Source organism: Vicinamibacterales bacterium (genome assembly GCA_035699745.1).
GTDB lineage: Bacteria > Acidobacteriota > Vicinamibacteria > Vicinamibacterales > 2-12-FULL-66-21 > JAICSD01.
Genome location: DASSPH010000072.1, coordinates 75628 through 91598, shown reverse-complemented (window position 1 = coordinate 91598; position 15971 = coordinate 75628). Strand labels below are relative to the sequence as shown.

Here is a 15971-nt window from a genome sequence, read left to right as displayed (position 1 = left end):
GACCGCTACCTCCGCGCCGATCCCGCCGGCGCCGCCGGACCGAGGAACGATGAATCGATCGTCTGCACCACGCTGCCGCCGCTGCGAATCGCGAAGGTCACCGGCGTCGTCGCGCCGCTGACTCGATCCGCGGGCACGCGGAGGAGCAGCCGTCCCTCGAGCAGCTCATAGGCCCCGACACGGCCGATGCGCCCGAGCGGCGTGACGCGCGCCCCTGCCGGCCGCAGTACGTCGATCGAGAACTCGGCGTCGCGGCGCGTCCGGTTGAGCGCCTGAATCTGATAGAAGTTGGTGACGTCGCCGCCGGCGGCGGTCGTATACAGGGTGCCGGGCTGCCGCAGGATCACGACGTCGAGATCGCGGCGCGTGGCGAGCAGCGTGGTGACGGTCCCGGCGAGCACGAGCCACACCGCGCCGTACGCGGCGACGCGCGCGGTCAGCCATCGGCGGCGCGCGCCCGCCGCCGGGCCGGCGAGAATCGCCGCGTGGGAGGCCCACCGGATGAGATTCGGCGGCCGGTGCAGCCGCGCCATCACGCTGTCGCACGCATCCATGCACGCCGTGCAGTTGACGCATTCGAGCTGGATGCCGTCACGGATGTCGATGCCGGTCGGGCAGACGGTGACGCACTGATGGCAGTCGATGCAGTCGCCGTGCACGGCCTGGCCGGCGGCCTCGTGCGTCAGCCGTCCTCGCGGCTCGCCGCGAACGCTGTCGTAGGTGACGGTCACGGTCTGCGCGTCGGTCAGCGCGGACATCACCCGCCCGTAGGGACATGCCAGCACGCACGCCTGCTCGCGGAAGCGCGCGAACACGGCGTAGAACACGGCGCTGAAGATCAGAATCGCAGTCAGTCCGCGCAGGTGCTGCGACGGCGGGTCGGTGACGATCCGCCACAGCTCGCCGGCCCCGATGATCCAGGCGAGAAAGATGTTGGCGATGAGGAACGAGAGCGCGGCGAAGATCGCCTGCTTCACCGCGGTCCGCAGCACCCGCTCGCGCGTCCACGGCCCGCGATGCCGCCGCAGCTGCCGCTCGGCCGACCCGTCGATCGCGTACTCGATCTTCCGGAACAGCATCTCCATGAACACGGTCTGCGGACACAGCCAGCCGCACCACACGCGGCCGACGACGACCGTGGACAGCAGCAGCGTCACCAGCAGCGTGAGCGCGATCAGTACGACCAGATGGAAGTCCTGCGGGCGAAAGACGATGCCGAGGAGGACGAAATGGCGATGCAGCACGTCGAGCTGCATCAGCGGCTGCCCGAAGACCGTCACGAAGGGGGCGAGGGCGAGAAAGGCGAGCAGGACCCAGCTCACGTAGGTGCGAAGACGGTAGCGGCGGCCGGACGGCTGACGCGCGTAGATCCACCGCCGCCGCCCGTCCCGGGCGACGCTCGCGAGCGCGTTGCGAAACGTCTCGTGCTCTTCCGACAGCGCGATCAGCGGCATGCCTTGTCGCGCTCCGCGTCCGACGGTTTCGGCGCGGGCGGTGCAGAGCCCTGCTTCGACAGGATGTAGCTCGCCACCTTGAGCACCTGCCCGTCGTCCAGCGGCTTGCCGGTGCCGTACGGCATCATGCCCATCAGCGGGTAGCCGCTCTTGATGCTGGCCGTGATCGCCTGCACGGAGCAGCCGTGCAGCCAGAGATCGTCGGTGAGGTTCGGGCCGATCATGCCGCCGAGATCCGGGCGGTGGCACGACGAGCAGACGTTGTCCTGCCCTTCGAAGATGGCGCGCCCCTGCGCCAGGCTCGCCGGGTCGGTCAGCGCCGCGGCGGCGACGCCGCCGCCGCCCGCCGGCACCCGCGGTTTCGGCGCCGCCGCCATCTCCGCCTGATACTCCTCGACCATGCCGCGCTTGCCGACCAGCGGCATCGAGAGCAGGTGATAGTTCGTCATGTAGAGGACGGCGAACAGGATGGTGAAATAGAACCCGTACAGCCACCAGCGGGGCAGCGCGTTGTCGAACTCGCGAATGCCATCCGACTCGTGCTCGAGCAGGTCGTCGCGCCTCGGTTCAGGTGTGTTGGCGCTCATCGCAGGGTCTCCTCGGCCGCGTCAGGCGGAAGATCGTCGAGCGGCAGCGACGCCAGGCGTGCCGCATCGGCGGGCTGCATCCGGAACGCGCGCACGACGGCGGCGGCGAACACGATCACGAACAGCAGCAGGGAAACGACGGGGAAGATGCCGATGCCGGCGATGCCGCGGAGCGCTTCCTTGTACATCACCGTCCTCCAGCCTGGGGCGCCGGCTGCGGCATCGACGCCAGGATGTCGTCGCCGCGTTTGATCCTGATGTCCGTGCCGAGACGCTGCAGGTAGGCGATCAGCGCGACGATCTCTCGATCGGCGGAGGCCGGCAGCCCGCTCCTGGTCAGTCCCGCGGCAACCCGCGCCGCCTGGGCCTGAAGATCCGCGGCCGCCTGACGCTCGTAGCCTTCGGGATACGGCACGCCGAGCCGGCGAAGCGTGATGATCTTCCCCTCGATGTGCCCCGTGTCGAGCCGGTTGGTATAGAGCCACGGGTATCCCGGCATCAGCGATCCCGGCGAGGTGGCCCCCGGCTCGTTCATGTGCACGTAATGCCACGAGTCGGGGTACTTGCCGCCGACGCGGTGCAGATCCGGTCCGGTCCGCTTCGATCCCCACAGGAACGGATGGTCGAACACGAACTCACCCGCCTTGGAGTACGTGCCGTAGCGTGAGGTCTCGGCCCGCAGCGGCCGCACCATCTGCGAGTGGCAGCCGACGCAGCCCTCGCGGATGTAGAGATCGCGCCCTTCCAGCTCGAGCGGCGAGTACGGCTTCACCGACGCGATCGTCGGCACGTTCGACCGCACCAGCGCGGTCGGGACGAACTCCACGACGCCGCCGATCAGCACCGCCGCGAACGTCAGGACCGCGAAGCGGACCGGGTGGGACTCGAGCCTCCGGTGCCACGCTCCCGCCGCCGCCTCGCCGTGCAGCGCCGGCGCCTGCGCGGTCTCGTCCGCCGCGAACGATCCCTGACGGGCGGTGCGATACAGGTTGAACACGGCGACGAGCCCGCCGGCGGTGAACAGCGTGCCGCCGGTCGCGCGCAGCGCGTACATCGGCACGATCCTGATGACGGTTTCGAGGAAGTTGGCGTAGCGCAGCGTGCCGTCCGCGGTGAAGTCCTGCCACATCAGGCTCTGCGTGATGCCGCCGATGTACATCGGGATGGCGTAGAAGAGGATGCCGAGCGTCGCCAGCCAGAAGTGCGCGTTCGCCAGCCGCACCGAATACAGCGTCGTCCGGTAGATGCGCGGGAAGATGTAGTAGAGCATCGCGAACGCCAGCCCGCCGTTCCAGGCGAGCGCGCCCAGGTGGACGTGGCCGATGATGTAGTCGGTGTAATGGGTGAGGGCGTTGACGTTCTTCAGCGACATCATCGGCCCTTCGAACGTCGACATGCCGTAGGCGGTGACGCCGACCACCATGAACTTCAGCACCGGGTCCTCGCGGACGCGGTCCCACGCGCCGCGCAGCGTCAGCAGCCCGTTGACCATGCCGCCCCACGACGGCGCGATCAACATGACCGAGAACACCGTGCCGAGCGACTGCGCCCAGTCGGGCAGCGCGGTATAGAGCAGGTGGTGCGGCCCGGCCCAGATGTAGAGAAAGATCAGCGACCAGAAGTGGACGATCGACAGCCGGTAGGAGAACACCGGGCGGTTCGCCGCCTTGGGAATGAAGTAATACATCACCCCCAGGAACGGCGTGGTCAGGAAGAAGGCGACCGCGTTGTGGCCGTACCACCATTGCACCAGCGCGTCCTGCACGCCGGCGTACATCGAGTAGCTCTTGAGCAGGCTGACGGGCAGCTCGAACGAGTTCACGACGTGGAGCAGCGCCACGGTGATGAACGTCGCGAGATAGAACCAGATCGACACGTACATGTGGCGCTCGCGCCGCCGCAGAATCGTGCCGAGCATGTTCCAGCCGAAGACGATCCACACGGCCGCGATCAGCACGTCGATCGGCCATTCCAGCTCCGCGTATTCCTTGCTCGTGGTGAAGCCGAGCGGCAGGGTGAGGGCGGCAAGGACGATGATGAACTGCCAGCCCCAGAAATGAATCGCGCTCAACCGATCGCTGAACATCCGCGCCTTGCAGAGGCGCTGCAGCGAGTAATAGACGCCGACGAAGATCGCGTTGCCCGCGAAGGCGAAGATCGCCGCGTTGGTATGGAGCGGCCGCAGGCGTCCGTACGACAGCACCGGCAGTCCGGCCAGGAACTGCGGAAACACCAGCTTGAGCGCGACGATCAGCCCGACCAGGAACGCGATGACGCCCCAGCCCGCGGTGGCGACGGCGAACCTGCGCACGATGGCGTTGTCGTAGCGGAATGTCTCAACCTCTCCAGTCACCTTCGGCATCTCCCTTCACCCCTTCGGGGTCGTCCTCGAGCAGTACGCGGATGGGCGGCGTGGCGGTATCGTCGAACTGCCCCGACGACACCGCCCAGAGGAATGCGCCGAGGAAGCCCGCCGCGACGAGCCCTCCGGCGGCGATGAGCAGCACGAGCACGCTCATGACGGCAGCACCCTGGCCGCGGCCCAGCGCATGCTGCCGGCGCTCAGCCCGACGATGGTGAGCGAGCTGACGGGCATGAGAATGGCCGAGGCGAGCGGCGTGAGCGCGCCGGCCAGCGCCAGCGTCAGCCCGACGGCGTTGTACGCGACCGACACCGTGAAGCACAGCAGCACCACCTGGCGCGCCCGGCGCGCGTAGGCGAGAAACGCCGGCAGGTCGGCGACGCGTTCCGCCGCGAGCAGCGCGTCGCACGCCGGAACGAGGCAGGCGGTGCTGTCGGAGACGGCGATGCCGACGTCTGCCGCGGCGAGCGCGCCGGCGTCGTTGAGGCCGTCGCCCACCATCAGCACGTGCCGCCCCCGGGTCCGCGCCTCCTCGACGCAGCGCAGCTTCTCGTCCGGCGATTGCGAGAAGCGGGTGCGCTCCCCGAAATACCGCCGCCACCGCGCCGCTTCGCGCGCGTTGTCGCCGGACAGCAGAAACAGCTCGTGCCTCGCGGCAAGCATCTCGGCCGCCTGCTCCACTCCGTCCCGCACCGGGGAGGTGAGGTCGATCCAGCCGAGCTCGTCGCCGGCGCTGGCGTAAGTGGCGTACTGGGGCCCCCCCGCATGTATGCCGGTCTCGCTTGCGATGAATGCACGCGTCCCGATTGCCACGCGGACGCCGTCGACGGTCCCGCGGATCCCCTTGCCGGCGATCTCGCGCACGCCGCTCACCCGGACGGCGGGAACGGCGCCGCCGGCCGCGGCGATCGCCCGGCTGACCGGATGGACGGACTCGCCGGCGAGACGGCGGACCAGCGACCACGCACACTCCGACAATCCGTAGCGCTCGATGTGCGGCGCATCGGCCGTGGACGTCAGCGTGCCCGTCTTGTCGAAGGCGATCGTGTCGATGCGGCTGAGATCGAGGGCGACCGCCGGATGCTTCAGATACAGGCCGCGGCGGCCCAGCATGCCCATCGCCGTGCCGAGCGTAATCGGCGCCGAGAGCGTCAGCGCGCAGGGGCACGCGATGATCAGCACGGCGGTCGCGACGCTCATCGCGGCTGCCGCGTCCGGCCACCACGCGATCCCCCCCGCGGCGGCCAGGCCAATCGCACCGACGGTGAACCACGCGCCGAATCGCGCCGCCACCGCCGTCAGCCACCGCTCCTTCGGCTTGCCGAACACCGGGTTGTTCCAGAGCCCGGCGAGCACGCTCTGGGAGACGTCGCGGGCGATGCGCAGCCGCAGCGACGTGGACGCCGCGCGTCCGCCGGCGCGCACCGCCTCGCCGCGGCTGACGATCACCGGCGTCTGCTCGCCGGTGATGAAGGCGTAGTCGACCGCGCCGCGTTCGTCCAGCAGCACGGCGTCCGCAGGCACCACCTCGTGGCGACGGAGCGTGATGACGTCGCCGCGATGCAGGCGATCGATCGGAACCGGCGCCGTGCCGCCGCCGCGTTCGGCGCGAACCGTCAGCGGCAGGAACGATCGGTAGGTGCGGTCGAACGCGATGCGCTCGAACACCTTGAGCTGGAACAACCGGCCGATGAGCAGGAAGAACACGAGGCCGGTGAAGGAGTCCATGAACCCTTCGCCGCGCGCGGTGCCAATCTCGAACGCGCTCCGCGCGTACAGGACGGCGAGGCCGAGCGCCACCGGCACGTCGAGCGTCATCGTCCGGGTGCGAAGCGCCTGCCAGGCGTTGCGGAAGTAGTCCGCGCCGCTGAACAGCAGCACCGGTGTCGCGAACGCCAGGTTCAACCAGTCGAACAGCCGCTGGAACCCGCCGTCGAGCGGCGCGCCGTTCAGGTATCGCGGGACGCTGAACAGCATGATGTTGCCGGCGGCGAACCCGGCGACGCCGAGCTGCAGGTACAGCCGGCGCAGCGCCGGCGACATCCCCTTCGTGCGCGGCTCCGGCGTCACGACCGGCTCGTAGCCCAGCGACGCCATCGTGTCGGCGATGCGCCGCAGCGAGGTCGCGCCGGGGCTGAAGCTGACGTGCACGGCGCGGCGCAGCAGGTCGACTTCGGCGCGCACCGACGGCTGCAGCCGCCACAACTGCTCGAGCAGCCAGACGCACGACGCGCAGTGGATTGCCGGCACGTCGAACGTCGCCCGCGCGGTGCGGCCGTCGTCGAACTCGAGCAGCGCGGCCGCGACGGCGGGATCGTCGAGCGCGGCGAAGCGGTCGCGGGCGCCGGCGCTCGAGCGGCGCTGCGATACGCCGGGCGGCGTCTCGCACGCGTAGTAGCCTTCGAGGCGGTGCGCCTTCAGGATGGTGAAGACCGACGCGCACCCGCTGCAGCAGAACGTTCCATCGTCCGTGGCCACCGCCCCGCCCTCGCAGGGCTCGCCGCAATGCGCGCAGGAGGAGTTGCGCCGGGCGACCCGGTCGGAGGCAGGAGCGGCGGCCGACATGACGATGTGCCGGACGGTTCAGCAAGTGAGGTACCGCCGGACTTGTCCAAGGAAATCAGCAGGTTGCGGGAATCTTCAGCTCTCGCGGCGGGGTCCGGCGCGGATTAGTCCGCGCGTGGGGGGAAAAATCCGCGCGCGCCCGGACCTCGTTCGGTGCCAGCGCGACGCTGCCTCGGTTCTTTCCTTTTCGTACTCGATAAAGTAAGGTTTTGTCCTACAAACCCGAATGATGCGGAGGCGGTATTGACAGCTCAGAGTGCGAACGATTTATCTTCGGTCTTCAATACCGTCAGGGAGCGCGTCAGCCGCTTCGCCAATGAACGGCGGCAACTTGCCGACAACCTGCGTCAGATCATCTCCAGTGCTCGAGACCTGCTCGTCGAGCTCGGGGAGGCGGTCGAGACGGGGCGGCGCCGCGGACGGCCCGCCGCCGCAGGCGCGGGCGCAACCCGGCGCAGACGCCGGCGCGGACCCGGGAGACCGAAGGGATCGGCCGGGAAGAAGGGCGCAGGGAAGCGCGGCCGGCCGAAGCGCCGGACGATGTCGGCCGACGCGCGGCGCCGGATCTCCGAGGCGCAGAAGGCCCGCTGGGCGCGACAGAGAGCCGGCAAGGGCAAGTAGGAATCGCCCGCGACGTACGTAGCGCGGCGCGCCAGCCGATGCGCGCACTCGTCCTTGATCCCTCCGGAACGCTGACCCTCGCCAGCCGGCCGCGTCCCGCGCTGCCGTCCGAGTGCGTCATCCGCGTCGCCGCGGCAGGGATCTGCGGCACCGATCTCGAGCTGCGCCGCGGCTATGCCGGCTTCGCCGGCGTGCCGGGGCACGAATTCGTCGGCGTCGTGGACGAGGCGCCGGCGCCGGATGCGGCGTGGATCGGGCGGCGCGTCACCGGAGAGATCACCGTGGGCTGCGGCGCGTGCCACGGCTGCCGCGCCGCCGGCCGCGGACATTGCGATCGCCGGTCCGTGCTCGGCATCATCGGCCGGGACGGCGCGTTCGCGGAGTACCTGTCACTCCCCGCGGTCAATCTCCACGCCGTTCCCGATGCTGTGAGCGACGAGGCCGCCGTACTGGTGGAGCCGCTGGCTGCCGCGTGCCGCGTGCTCGAGCAGATTGCGGTGACGCCGCAAACGGTCTGCGCGGTCGTCGGCCCGGGACGCCTCGGGCTGCTCGTCGCCCTGGTGTTGCGCGCCGCCGGTGCACGCGTCACGGTGATCGGCCGGGGCGCGGCGCGCCTGGCGCTGGCGCGGTCATCGGGTTTCGACACTGCAGCGGCAGACGCGACTGACATCGCCCCGCGGCAGTTCGACGTCGTCGTCGACGCGACCGGACGACCCGAGGGGCTGACGATCGCGAAGCGCCTCGTGCGGCCGCGCGGCACGATCGTGATGAAGTCGACGTTTCACGGCGAAGCTCGCCTCGCGCTCGCGCCGCTGGTGGTCGACGAGATCACGCTCGTCGGCTCGCGATGCGGTCCCTTCGACGCCGCGCTCGATCTGCTCGCTGCCGGCCGCGTCGACGTCCGGCCGCTCGTCGACGCGACGTATCCGCTGGATCGGTTCGCCGAGGCGTTCGAGGCGGCGGAGCAGGGGCGCAAGGTGATCCTGCGTCCGCAGGTCTGAACGTCGCCGACACGCCTGACGCGCGGCGTCGGCTCGCGGCAGAGCCGCGCTCACCTGAGCACGCATCGTGCAGTCCGATATCCATCGACGCGCGCAAGACGGGCATGACGCCAGAAAACCGGAATAAACCGGCGAATCTGGGAACCGGACGCCGTGCCCACCCTTTCGGACCCCGTAAGGCGCTTGCGCGCGTCGTAAATCGCGCAGGGGGACGCGGCTGAGGCTCGTGCCCCGCTCTCCGCCCGCCGCGGGTATGGTGCGCCTACGATGGCTGGTAGTAGGCGACCGCGTCAGATATCCCTGATGCAGTGAAATTCAACGTCGCCAATCGCAAAGTCCATTACTGGGCGAGCGCGATCGTCGCGCTCCCGGCGCTGATACTGCTGGGGAGCGGGCTCCTGCTGCAGGCCAAGAAGCACTGGTCCTGGGTGCAGCCGGCCGAACATCGCGGCACGGGCAGCGCGCCGGCGCTCGACTTCCATCAACTGCTCGACAGCGTTCGCCGCCATCCGTCGCACGAGGTCACTTCGTGGGCCGACGTGAACCGCATCGACGTGCGTCCGGGGCGCGGCGTCGCCAAGGTGTGGCTGCAGTCCGGCCATGAAGTGCAGGTGGATCTCGGCACCGGCCGCGTGCTTCATTCGGCCTACCGCCGTTCGGATCTGATCGAGTCGATTCACGACGGGTCGTTCTTCGGCGGCGACTGGATCAAGCTGGGCGTGTTCCTGCCCACCGGGGTCGTTCTGCTGCTGCTGTGGGGAAGCGGCCTGTGGATGTGGTGGGTGACGTTCTCGGGCAGGCGCCGGGTGCGGGCGCAGCACCACCAGTTGGGAGGTTGATCCTCAGGTGACGCGCACGTACGACGCGTGCGGCGGCACGCCCGCGTGACTGAACCAGCTGACGTGCTCTTCCACGAGATCGATCTCGAGAGTGTAGCGACCCGGTGACGCCGGCGCCGCGACGCGAACCGTCGCGCGGCAGGCATCGCCGGGCGGCAGCGGCCGCCGCAGCGGCGTGCGCAGTCCGTCGTAGACGACGCACTCGCCGCCGGCGGCGTGCCAGTGGTAGCTCACCATGATCGGATGCGGCGTCTGCTCCGATCGCCATTCGCGCCAGCTCGCGTTCCGCAGCGTCAGCTCGACCAGCACCTCGGTGCCGGCGCGAACGGCTTCCGGGATCGCGACGTCCGCGTACTCGGCATCGAATGCCCCCCTCACGTAGTCCGGGTGATCGGCGCCGGCCACGGGCGCGATCAGTCCTGGACCGGTGATTCCAGACCTTCCCCTCGTCGCGCAGATCGCCCAGTGCTTCGCGAAGCCGTCGTGTCCCCGGCGTTGCAGCTCGTCGTCGACGCGTGTCAGCATCGCGCAGGCGGTCTCCATCGCGTCCTCGCGCCAGGCGCTCTCGTACGCCGGCTGTGGCGGGTAGCTGTCGAGCCCGGCGACCGTGCCGCGCACCACGAGACCGAAGCCTTGGAAGAAGCGCGCGTAATCGTCGAGCGGATAGCGGTTCTCGACCGCCCTGCCGGCGATCGCCGGATCGTCGTCCGGCCGGGCGGCGCTGCGCCCGGCGGGCGGGCCGGCGCCGAGCGCGTGCTCGATCCGGCCGCGAATCTTGTCCAGTTCGATCGGCAGCCAGTCGAAATCCAGCGTGCGCCGCCAGCGTCCGAGCAGATCGCCCGCCGGCTCGATCAGGAAGAAGCGATCGGTGAAGGCCGAGGCGTGGCGGACGAACGCCGCCGGATCGAGCAGGTGATGGAAGGCGTCGAACATCATCACGACGTCGACGCGGCCCGCCGGCGCGTAGCGCGCGACGTCGCCGGCGGCGAAGCGCACGTTGGGCAGGCCGAGGCGGCGCGCGAGTGCGGCCGCCGCGTCGATCGCGACGGCGCTGTGATCGACGCCGGTGAACGCCACGCCGGGATACCGGCGCGCCAGCTCGCATGTGATCTCGCCCGGCCCGCATCCCAGATCCAGCACCGTGCGCGCCCCCTGCAGGTGATCGCCCGCCAGGTCGGCGAACCGGCGAATGGTGAGATATCCGGGGTAGGACTTCGAGAACGGGTCGTGCGTGGACGCGCCGAACAGCTGGTCGTGGAACGCGCGGTCCTGCTGTGCGGACCACCGCGCGATGCGGCGGCGCACGGCGCGGATCGGCCGTGACAGCCGGCTCAGCATCAGGGCGCGGCCGTTCGAATCACTCGTGCCGGATTGCCCACCGCGATCGATCGATCCGGAACGTCACGGGTCACGACCGATCCGGCGCCGATGACCGCGCGGTCACCGATGCGGACGCCTTTCAGGATCACGACGTTGGCGCCGATCCACACGCCGGCGCCGATTTCCACTGCGGCGAACTCCTTGCCGGAATCCTGGATCGGCACCTCGGGATCGACGCGATGGCCCGAGGACACGACGACGACGTTCGGGCCGAGTATCGTCCGTTTGCCGATGCGGATGCCGCCGCTGCCATCGAGATACGCGCGCACGTTGACGGCGACGCCTTCCTCGAGCACGATCCCGCTGCGCGGCGACGCGTGATCGACGGCCAGGACGCAGTGCTCGTAGAGCCGCACCCGATCGTGCAGCTCGATCCCGACGCCGCCGGGGAACCGGCCTCCCCACATCACCACGCCCTGGCCGATCATCACGTCCTGGCCGACCAGGTTGGCCGCCTCGGCCAGCTGTTCGCGCACGGCGCTCCGCTGCTCCGCGAACACCGCAAGGGGATCGCGATACGACAGCCGGGTCCGCTCGCCGCGGGCGCGCAGCTCGCGGTCGACCGTCTGCCGCGCGATGCGCTCGACGTAGTCGTGCAGCTTTCGAGAGAACCAGGCGATCATTGCGGAGGGGGAGGATCATACCCCGCTCGAGCTGCGAGCGGAGCGTGCCCCCGCGCGAGCGCGTGAGGCTGTAGGGGAGTCTGAGGGGCAACGTCCCTCAGATCAAAAAAGGGTGGTGCGCCCGGCAGGATTCGAACCTGCGGCCTTTGGCTCCGGAGGCCAACGCTCTATCCAGCTGAGCTACGGGCGCGTCGTGCGCTCGGAGGGATTTGAACCCCCGACCTACGGGTTCGAAGCCCGGCGCTCTATCCAACTGAGCTACGAGCGCGCAGTGACGGTCCTGCAATGATACTTGATCAGCCGAGCGGATTCCGCGCGAAGCAGAGATCCTCCACCACGCGTCCGCCGATGAGGTGTTCCTGGATGATGCGCTCGGCATTGTGCGGCGTGACCGACCGGTACCACGTGCCGTCCGGGTATACAACGCAGACAGGACCGTCGGTACAGATACGCAGGCACTGGCACTTCGTCCGGTAGAACGGCCCATCCGGGCCGGCGATGTTCAGGTCTTTCATCCGCCGCTTGAGGTACTGCCACGTCTCGTCGCCCGTCTCCGGATCGACGCAGTCCGGGCCTACGCACACGAAAAGGTGCCGCGTCAGCTTGCCGACGCCGAACGCGGCCGCCGCCTGCTGCGGAGTCTCGAACTTCTTGGCCATGGTTCAGATGTCGCCGCCTGCGCCACCTGATCATACGGCACCCGGCTTGCTCCCTGGTCGCGCAGGAGGGCTCATGGCTGACAAGTGGAATCGCGACGACGACGAACCGATGACCGGAGCCGCCGACGAACGGGTGCGCGGCGTGGCGGATGACGAAGAGTTCGACGACATGGACGCCGACGACCTGGACGCCGAAGAAGAAGAGGACGAGGAGGGGGCGACGTTCTAGTTCGTGCGTTTCGCGAACTTCCTCAGCACGGCCTGAAGGTCTGCGGGCTTCGAGGTCCGCAGGCCTTCCCACAGATCCCCCACCTCCGCAAACCGGGCGGGCGCCGTCCGGATCGTGAACGCCCGCGGATCCAGCCTGTCGTCGATTTCCTTCCACGCGAGCGGCGTCGAGACCCCGGCGTACTCGCTGGCCCGCGCGCTGTAGGCGGTCGCCAGCGTCTTTCCGAGAATGTTCTGCAGGTAATCCAGGTACACCGTGCCGCGCGGCCGCCGCGCCACCGTGCGTTCCACCGTGGCCTGTTTCGGGTGGCGCGCGGCCACCAGCGTTGCGACGATCTGGCACAGCAGCATGCCCGACTCGTACGAGGTGTCCGGCGGCAGCGGGATATAGATGTGCAGGCCGCTCGAACCGGAGGTCTTGGGGAATCCGGGAATGCCGAGCGCGGCAAGCTCGTCACGGACCCAGCGCGCGACGTCACGGACCGCGCCGAACGTCGCGTGCTCGGTCGGATCGAGATCGATCGCCACGTGGTCTGCGTCCAGCGGCGACTGCACGCGCGAGAACCACGGGTCCTGTGAAATGGCCGCGATCTGCGCCATGTAGATCAGCGTCGTCAGCGATCCGCCGACCAGCCGCTTCGCATCCGGCTCGCTGATCGGATCCGCGTCATCGGGCAGCGTCTCGATGCGCACGCCGGCGGGCGGCCGCTCCTCGCGCGAGCGCTGCTGATAGAACGCCTTCCCGGCGATCCCGTTGGGAAAACGCTTCATCACCAGCGGACGATCGGCAACTGCCGGAAGCAGGAACGGCGATACGCGAACGTAGTAACGGAGCAGCTCTCCTTTCGTAATCGCCGGCTCCGCCCGCCGCGCGCCCGACGCGGCGAGCGCGGGCCAGAAGATCTTCGCCAGGTTGGTGACCTTCACGCGGTCGCCGCCCGGAAGCGTGACTTCGCCGTCCTTCCGGGCATCCTCGAGCGCCTGAAGCTGCGCGATCAGCGCGTCGAGATCGGTGCGGTTCGAGGCGGCCGTCTGCCGTCCGGCGGCGCTCACCTGCGGCCCTTCGCGGACCACGTCGCCTGCGCTCTTGTCGTCGCGGAGTCCGAGGTAGACCGGATGCCGGAGCTTCGCGTCCGCCGTCCATTCGCTGAAGCGAATCTGCGCGACCAGTTCGGGTCTCGCCCAGTGTGCGGGCTCGTTGGTCTTGATCGTCCCGGCGAAGGGCGAGCGATCGATCTCGCGCGCCTTGAGCAGCTTCGAGACCCGCGCCAGCTCCTTCGCATCGAAGCCGGTGCCGGTGTGGCCGACGTACTTCAGACCGCCGGCTTCCTGCACGCCGAGCAGCAGCGCGCCGAAGTACTGCCGCGTCTGGCGGGGCTCGGTCCAGCCGCCGACGACGAATTCCTGCTGGTGGTGCAGCTTGATTTTCCGCCACGCAGGGGAGCGGCGGCCCGGCTGATACGTGGACCCCGCCTCTTTCACGATCAGCCCCTCCCAGCCTTCCTTCAGCGCGCGCTCGTGCAGCGCCGTCGCATCGCCGGACACCTGTTCGCTGATGCGGAGGATGCCGGTCTTGTCTTTCTGGAAGAGCCGCGTGAAGACTTCTTCGAGGCGCCGGCGTCGATCGGTCAACGGCAGGCGGCACAGATCGCCGCCGTCCCGAAGGATGTCGAAGAGGATGAACGCCGCCGGCTGAGCCTGTTCGGCGCGTGCGACATCCTTCGCGCCGCCGAGGTGCATGCGTCCCTGCAGCCGCTGGAAGCCGGCAGGCCTCCCGCGCTCGTCGAGCGCGACAATCTCGCCGTCGAGCACGAGCGGTTGGCCGATGCGCCGGCTCGCCTCGGACAGCGCGTTGGCGATTGCCGGGAACTGCGCCGTCTTCTCATTCCCGTTGCGCGACCAGAGCCGCGCCCGCCCGTTGGGAGGAATCTCGACGAGCGCCCGGATGCCGTCGTACTTCGGCTCGTAAACGAGCCCCTGCTTGACCAGCGGCGCCTCGGCCAGCGTCGCGAGCATCGGACGCAAGTCCATCCCCCCCGATTCTAGCCGCGCGCACTGCGCACTGCGCACTCCGCACTGCGCACCGCGCACCGCGCACTGCGCACTGATCTCTGCTATCCTTCCCCCGTGTTTTCCCGCCGCAAACCCTCCGGCCTCGCCTCCGTCTTCGGCGCGCTGGAGCTTCGCGTGCTCGAGGCGCTCTGGCGCCGCGGCGACGCCACCGTCCGCGACCTTTGCGACGATTTCCCGGCAGCCGCGTACACGACCTTGATGACGACGATGGAGCGGCTGCACAAGAAGGGAGTGCTGCACCGCGAGAAAAGCGGCCGCGCGTTCCTCTATCGGCCGGCCAGTTCCCGCGCCGAGATGGAATCCGGGTTCATGACTCGCGCGCTGCAGCCGCTGCTGTCCGGTGACAGCGCCCATCCGGTCCTCTCGTCGTTCGTCGACGAGGTGAGCCGTCACGACGAGCGGCTCCTGGACGAGCTCGAACGGCTGGTCCGCGAGAAGCGGCGCGAGCAGGAGAGCGGCCGATGACGTTCTGGCTGATCAGCGGCGCGGTGGCGTTGGGCATTTTCGCCGTCTTCGCCGCCCTGGGATCGATGGCGGTGAGCGTCGCGGCGCCGTCGATCGCGCGCCGGCTCAAGGCGTATTCGCCGGCGGTGTGCGCCGCGGGGCTGTTCCGGCTGCGGATGATGCCGGCGGGGATCGCCGGGGCCGTCGCGTTCGGCCTGGTGCTTCCGGTGTTTCTCGCCTACGAGCCGCGCGGCACGACCGAGCGGGTGCCGGCGGTGCTGACGCTGCTCGCCCTGGCGGGGGCGGCGCTGCTGTTCCGCGGCGTCTGGCGCGCGGCCGCCGCCTGGCGCGCCACCTGCCGCGTGGTTCGCGAGTGGCGCCGGCGCGGCCGCCGGCTCCAGGGCTTCGACGCGCCGCTGCCGGTGTTCGCCATCGAGGAATCGTTCCCCACCGTCGCCGTCGTCGGCGTGGCGCGGCCGGCGCTGTTCATCGCCGAGCGCGTGCTGCGCGAGTGCCCGGACGACGAGGTCCGCGCGATGCTGCGGCACGAATGCGCGCACGTCGCCAAGCGCGACAACCTGAAGCGGCTCCTGATGCGCGCCTGCCCGGACTTCCTTGGCGCCGGCCTGGATCGGGCGTGGGCGCGGGCGGCGGAGGAAGCCGCCGACGCGGCGGTCGCCGACGGCAATCCGCGCTGCTCGGTGCAGCTGGCGCAGGCGTTGATTCACGTCGCCCGTCTCGCGCCGGTTCCCGAAGCGCCGGCTCTGGCCAGCGCGTTCTACCTCGGCGGCAGCATCGAGTCCCGCGTGCGGCGGCTGGTGCAGCCCGAGCCGGCGCGGCAGGCGCACCACGGGATCGGGCGCGTGCTGGCCATCGTCGCGGCGGTCGCGTCAGGCGCCGCCGCGATGGCGGCCGCGCCGTCGCTCCATCGCGCCGTCGAAACGCTCGTCCACGCGCTTCCCTGATCGAGCCCGGCCGGCCAGGCTACGACCGCTGGTAGTAGCGGACACCTCTCAATAGACTCCCGGGCTGCGGACTGCTTCCGCAACCGATGCACCGGGCCGTCGATCGCCTCACCAAAACCGCAGACCCTCGATTGGGCGCGAGTCACTTCAAGGACTAGATGGTGATGACC

General features: G+C 69.6%; 16 protein-coding genes and 2 tRNA genes. 6 read left to right on the top strand and 12 right to left on the bottom strand.

Features of this window, described 5'->3' with window-relative positions; translation table 11 throughout:
- Positions 1-5: 5 nt before the first annotated feature.
- From ccoG to VFK57_17905, 6 genes are read right to left on the bottom strand one after another with little or no spacing between them, the layout of a single operon-like run.
- Positions 6-1454, bottom strand: a complete 1449-nt coding sequence (gene ccoG, locus VFK57_17930; protein HET7697599.1) for a cytochrome c oxidase accessory protein CcoG — start codon at positions 1452-1454, stop codon at positions 6-8.
- Positions 1445-2041 (bottom strand): cbb3-type cytochrome c oxidase N-terminal domain-containing protein, encoded by a 597-nt coding sequence (locus VFK57_17925; protein HET7697598.1) that lies wholly within the window; start codon positions 2039-2041, stop codon positions 1445-1447. Before VFK57_17925 ends, ccoG begins: the two co-directional genes overlap by 10 nt.
- Positions 2038-2229 carry a hypothetical protein gene (locus VFK57_17920; protein ID HET7697597.1) on the bottom strand — a complete coding sequence of 64 codons (192 nt, stop codon included), beginning with the start codon at positions 2227-2229 and terminating at the stop codon, positions 2038-2040. Before VFK57_17920 ends, VFK57_17925 begins: the two co-directional genes overlap by 4 nt.
- Positions 2229-4394: a cytochrome-c oxidase, cbb3-type subunit I gene (gene ccoN, locus VFK57_17915; protein ID HET7697596.1), complete on the bottom strand. Its 2166-nt coding sequence runs from the start codon at positions 4392-4394 to the stop codon at positions 2229-2231. The genes VFK57_17920 and ccoN overlap by 1 nt, the downstream gene beginning before the upstream one ends.
- The gene (gene ccoS / locus VFK57_17910) at positions 4378-4560 is read right to left on the bottom strand and encodes a cbb3-type cytochrome oxidase assembly protein CcoS (protein HET7697595.1); all 183 of its coding nucleotides are present in this window, start codon (positions 4558-4560) and stop codon (positions 4378-4380) included. Before ccoS ends, ccoN begins: the two co-directional genes overlap by 17 nt.
- A complete protein-coding gene (locus VFK57_17905; GenBank protein HET7697594.1) occupies positions 4557-6968 on the bottom strand; it encodes a heavy metal translocating P-type ATPase metal-binding domain-containing protein in 2412 nt (803 codons plus the stop codon). The genes ccoS and VFK57_17905 overlap by 4 nt, the downstream gene beginning before the upstream one ends.
- 243 nt (positions 6969-7211) lie before the next feature.
- Here VFK57_17905 and VFK57_17900 point away from each other — a divergent pair, with 243 nt between their 5' ends.
- The 3 genes from VFK57_17900 to VFK57_17890 all read left to right on the top strand — a co-directional run bounded on the left by VFK57_17900 (position 7212) and on the right by VFK57_17890 (position 9429).
- Complete coding sequence (locus tag VFK57_17900) at positions 7212-7589, top strand: hypothetical protein (GenBank protein ID HET7697593.1); 378 nt, start codon at positions 7212-7214, stop codon at positions 7587-7589.
- Positions 7590-7627: 38 nt separating this feature from the next.
- Entirely contained in the window at positions 7628-8590 is a 963-nt protein-coding gene (locus tag VFK57_17895; protein ID HET7697592.1) for an alcohol dehydrogenase catalytic domain-containing protein, read from the top strand.
- Positions 8591-8898: 308 nt separating this feature from the next.
- Positions 8899-9429: a PepSY domain-containing protein gene (locus VFK57_17890; protein ID HET7697591.1), complete on the top strand. Its 531-nt coding sequence runs from the start codon at positions 8899-8901 to the stop codon at positions 9427-9429.
- Between the two features lie 3 nt (positions 9430-9432).
- On the opposite strand, the gene VFK57_17885 is transcribed toward VFK57_17890, so the two are convergent.
- From VFK57_17885 to VFK57_17865, 5 genes are all read right to left on the bottom strand, one after another.
- Positions 9433-10767, bottom strand: a complete 1335-nt coding sequence (locus VFK57_17885) for a class I SAM-dependent methyltransferase (protein ID HET7697590.1) — start codon at positions 10765-10767, stop codon at positions 9433-9435.
- A complete protein-coding gene (locus VFK57_17880; GenBank protein HET7697589.1) occupies positions 10767-11432 on the bottom strand; it encodes a DapH/DapD/GlmU-related protein in 666 nt (221 codons plus the stop codon). The genes VFK57_17885 and VFK57_17880 overlap by 1 nt, the downstream gene beginning before the upstream one ends.
- A 113-nt stretch (positions 11433-11545) precedes the next feature.
- Positions 11546-11622 (bottom strand) — tRNA-Arg (locus tag VFK57_17875).
- Between the two features lie 4 nt (positions 11623-11626).
- Positions 11627-11700, bottom strand: a tRNA-Arg gene (locus VFK57_17870).
- 28 nt (positions 11701-11728) lie between these two features.
- Entirely contained in the window at positions 11729-12091 is a 363-nt protein-coding gene (locus VFK57_17865; GenBank protein HET7697588.1) for a hypothetical protein, read from the bottom strand.
- A gap of 73 nt (positions 12092-12164) precedes the next feature.
- Here VFK57_17865 and VFK57_17860 point away from each other — a divergent pair, with 73 nt between their 5' ends.
- The gene (locus tag VFK57_17860) at positions 12165-12320 is read left to right on the top strand and encodes a hypothetical protein (GenBank protein HET7697587.1); all 156 of its coding nucleotides are present in this window, start codon (positions 12165-12167) and stop codon (positions 12318-12320) included.
- Here the strand turns inward: VFK57_17860 and ligD are convergent.
- Positions 12317-14350, bottom strand: coding sequence for a DNA ligase D (ligD, locus tag VFK57_17855; GenBank protein ID HET7697586.1), 2034 nt, complete (start codon positions 14348-14350; stop codon positions 12317-12319). The genes VFK57_17860 and ligD overlap by 4 nt on opposite strands.
- Before the next feature lie 96 nt (positions 14351-14446).
- Between ligD and VFK57_17850 the strand changes: the two genes are divergently transcribed.
- Both VFK57_17850 and VFK57_17845 read left to right on the top strand, forming a co-directional pair.
- Complete coding sequence (locus tag VFK57_17850) at positions 14447-14857, top strand: BlaI/MecI/CopY family transcriptional regulator (GenBank protein HET7697585.1); 411 nt, start codon at positions 14447-14449, stop codon at positions 14855-14857.
- Positions 14854-15801, top strand: a complete 948-nt coding sequence (locus VFK57_17845) for a M48 family metalloprotease (protein HET7697584.1) — start codon at positions 14854-14856, stop codon at positions 15799-15801. The genes VFK57_17850 and VFK57_17845 overlap by 4 nt, the downstream gene beginning before the upstream one ends.
- Positions 15802-15971 lie beyond the last annotated feature (170 nt).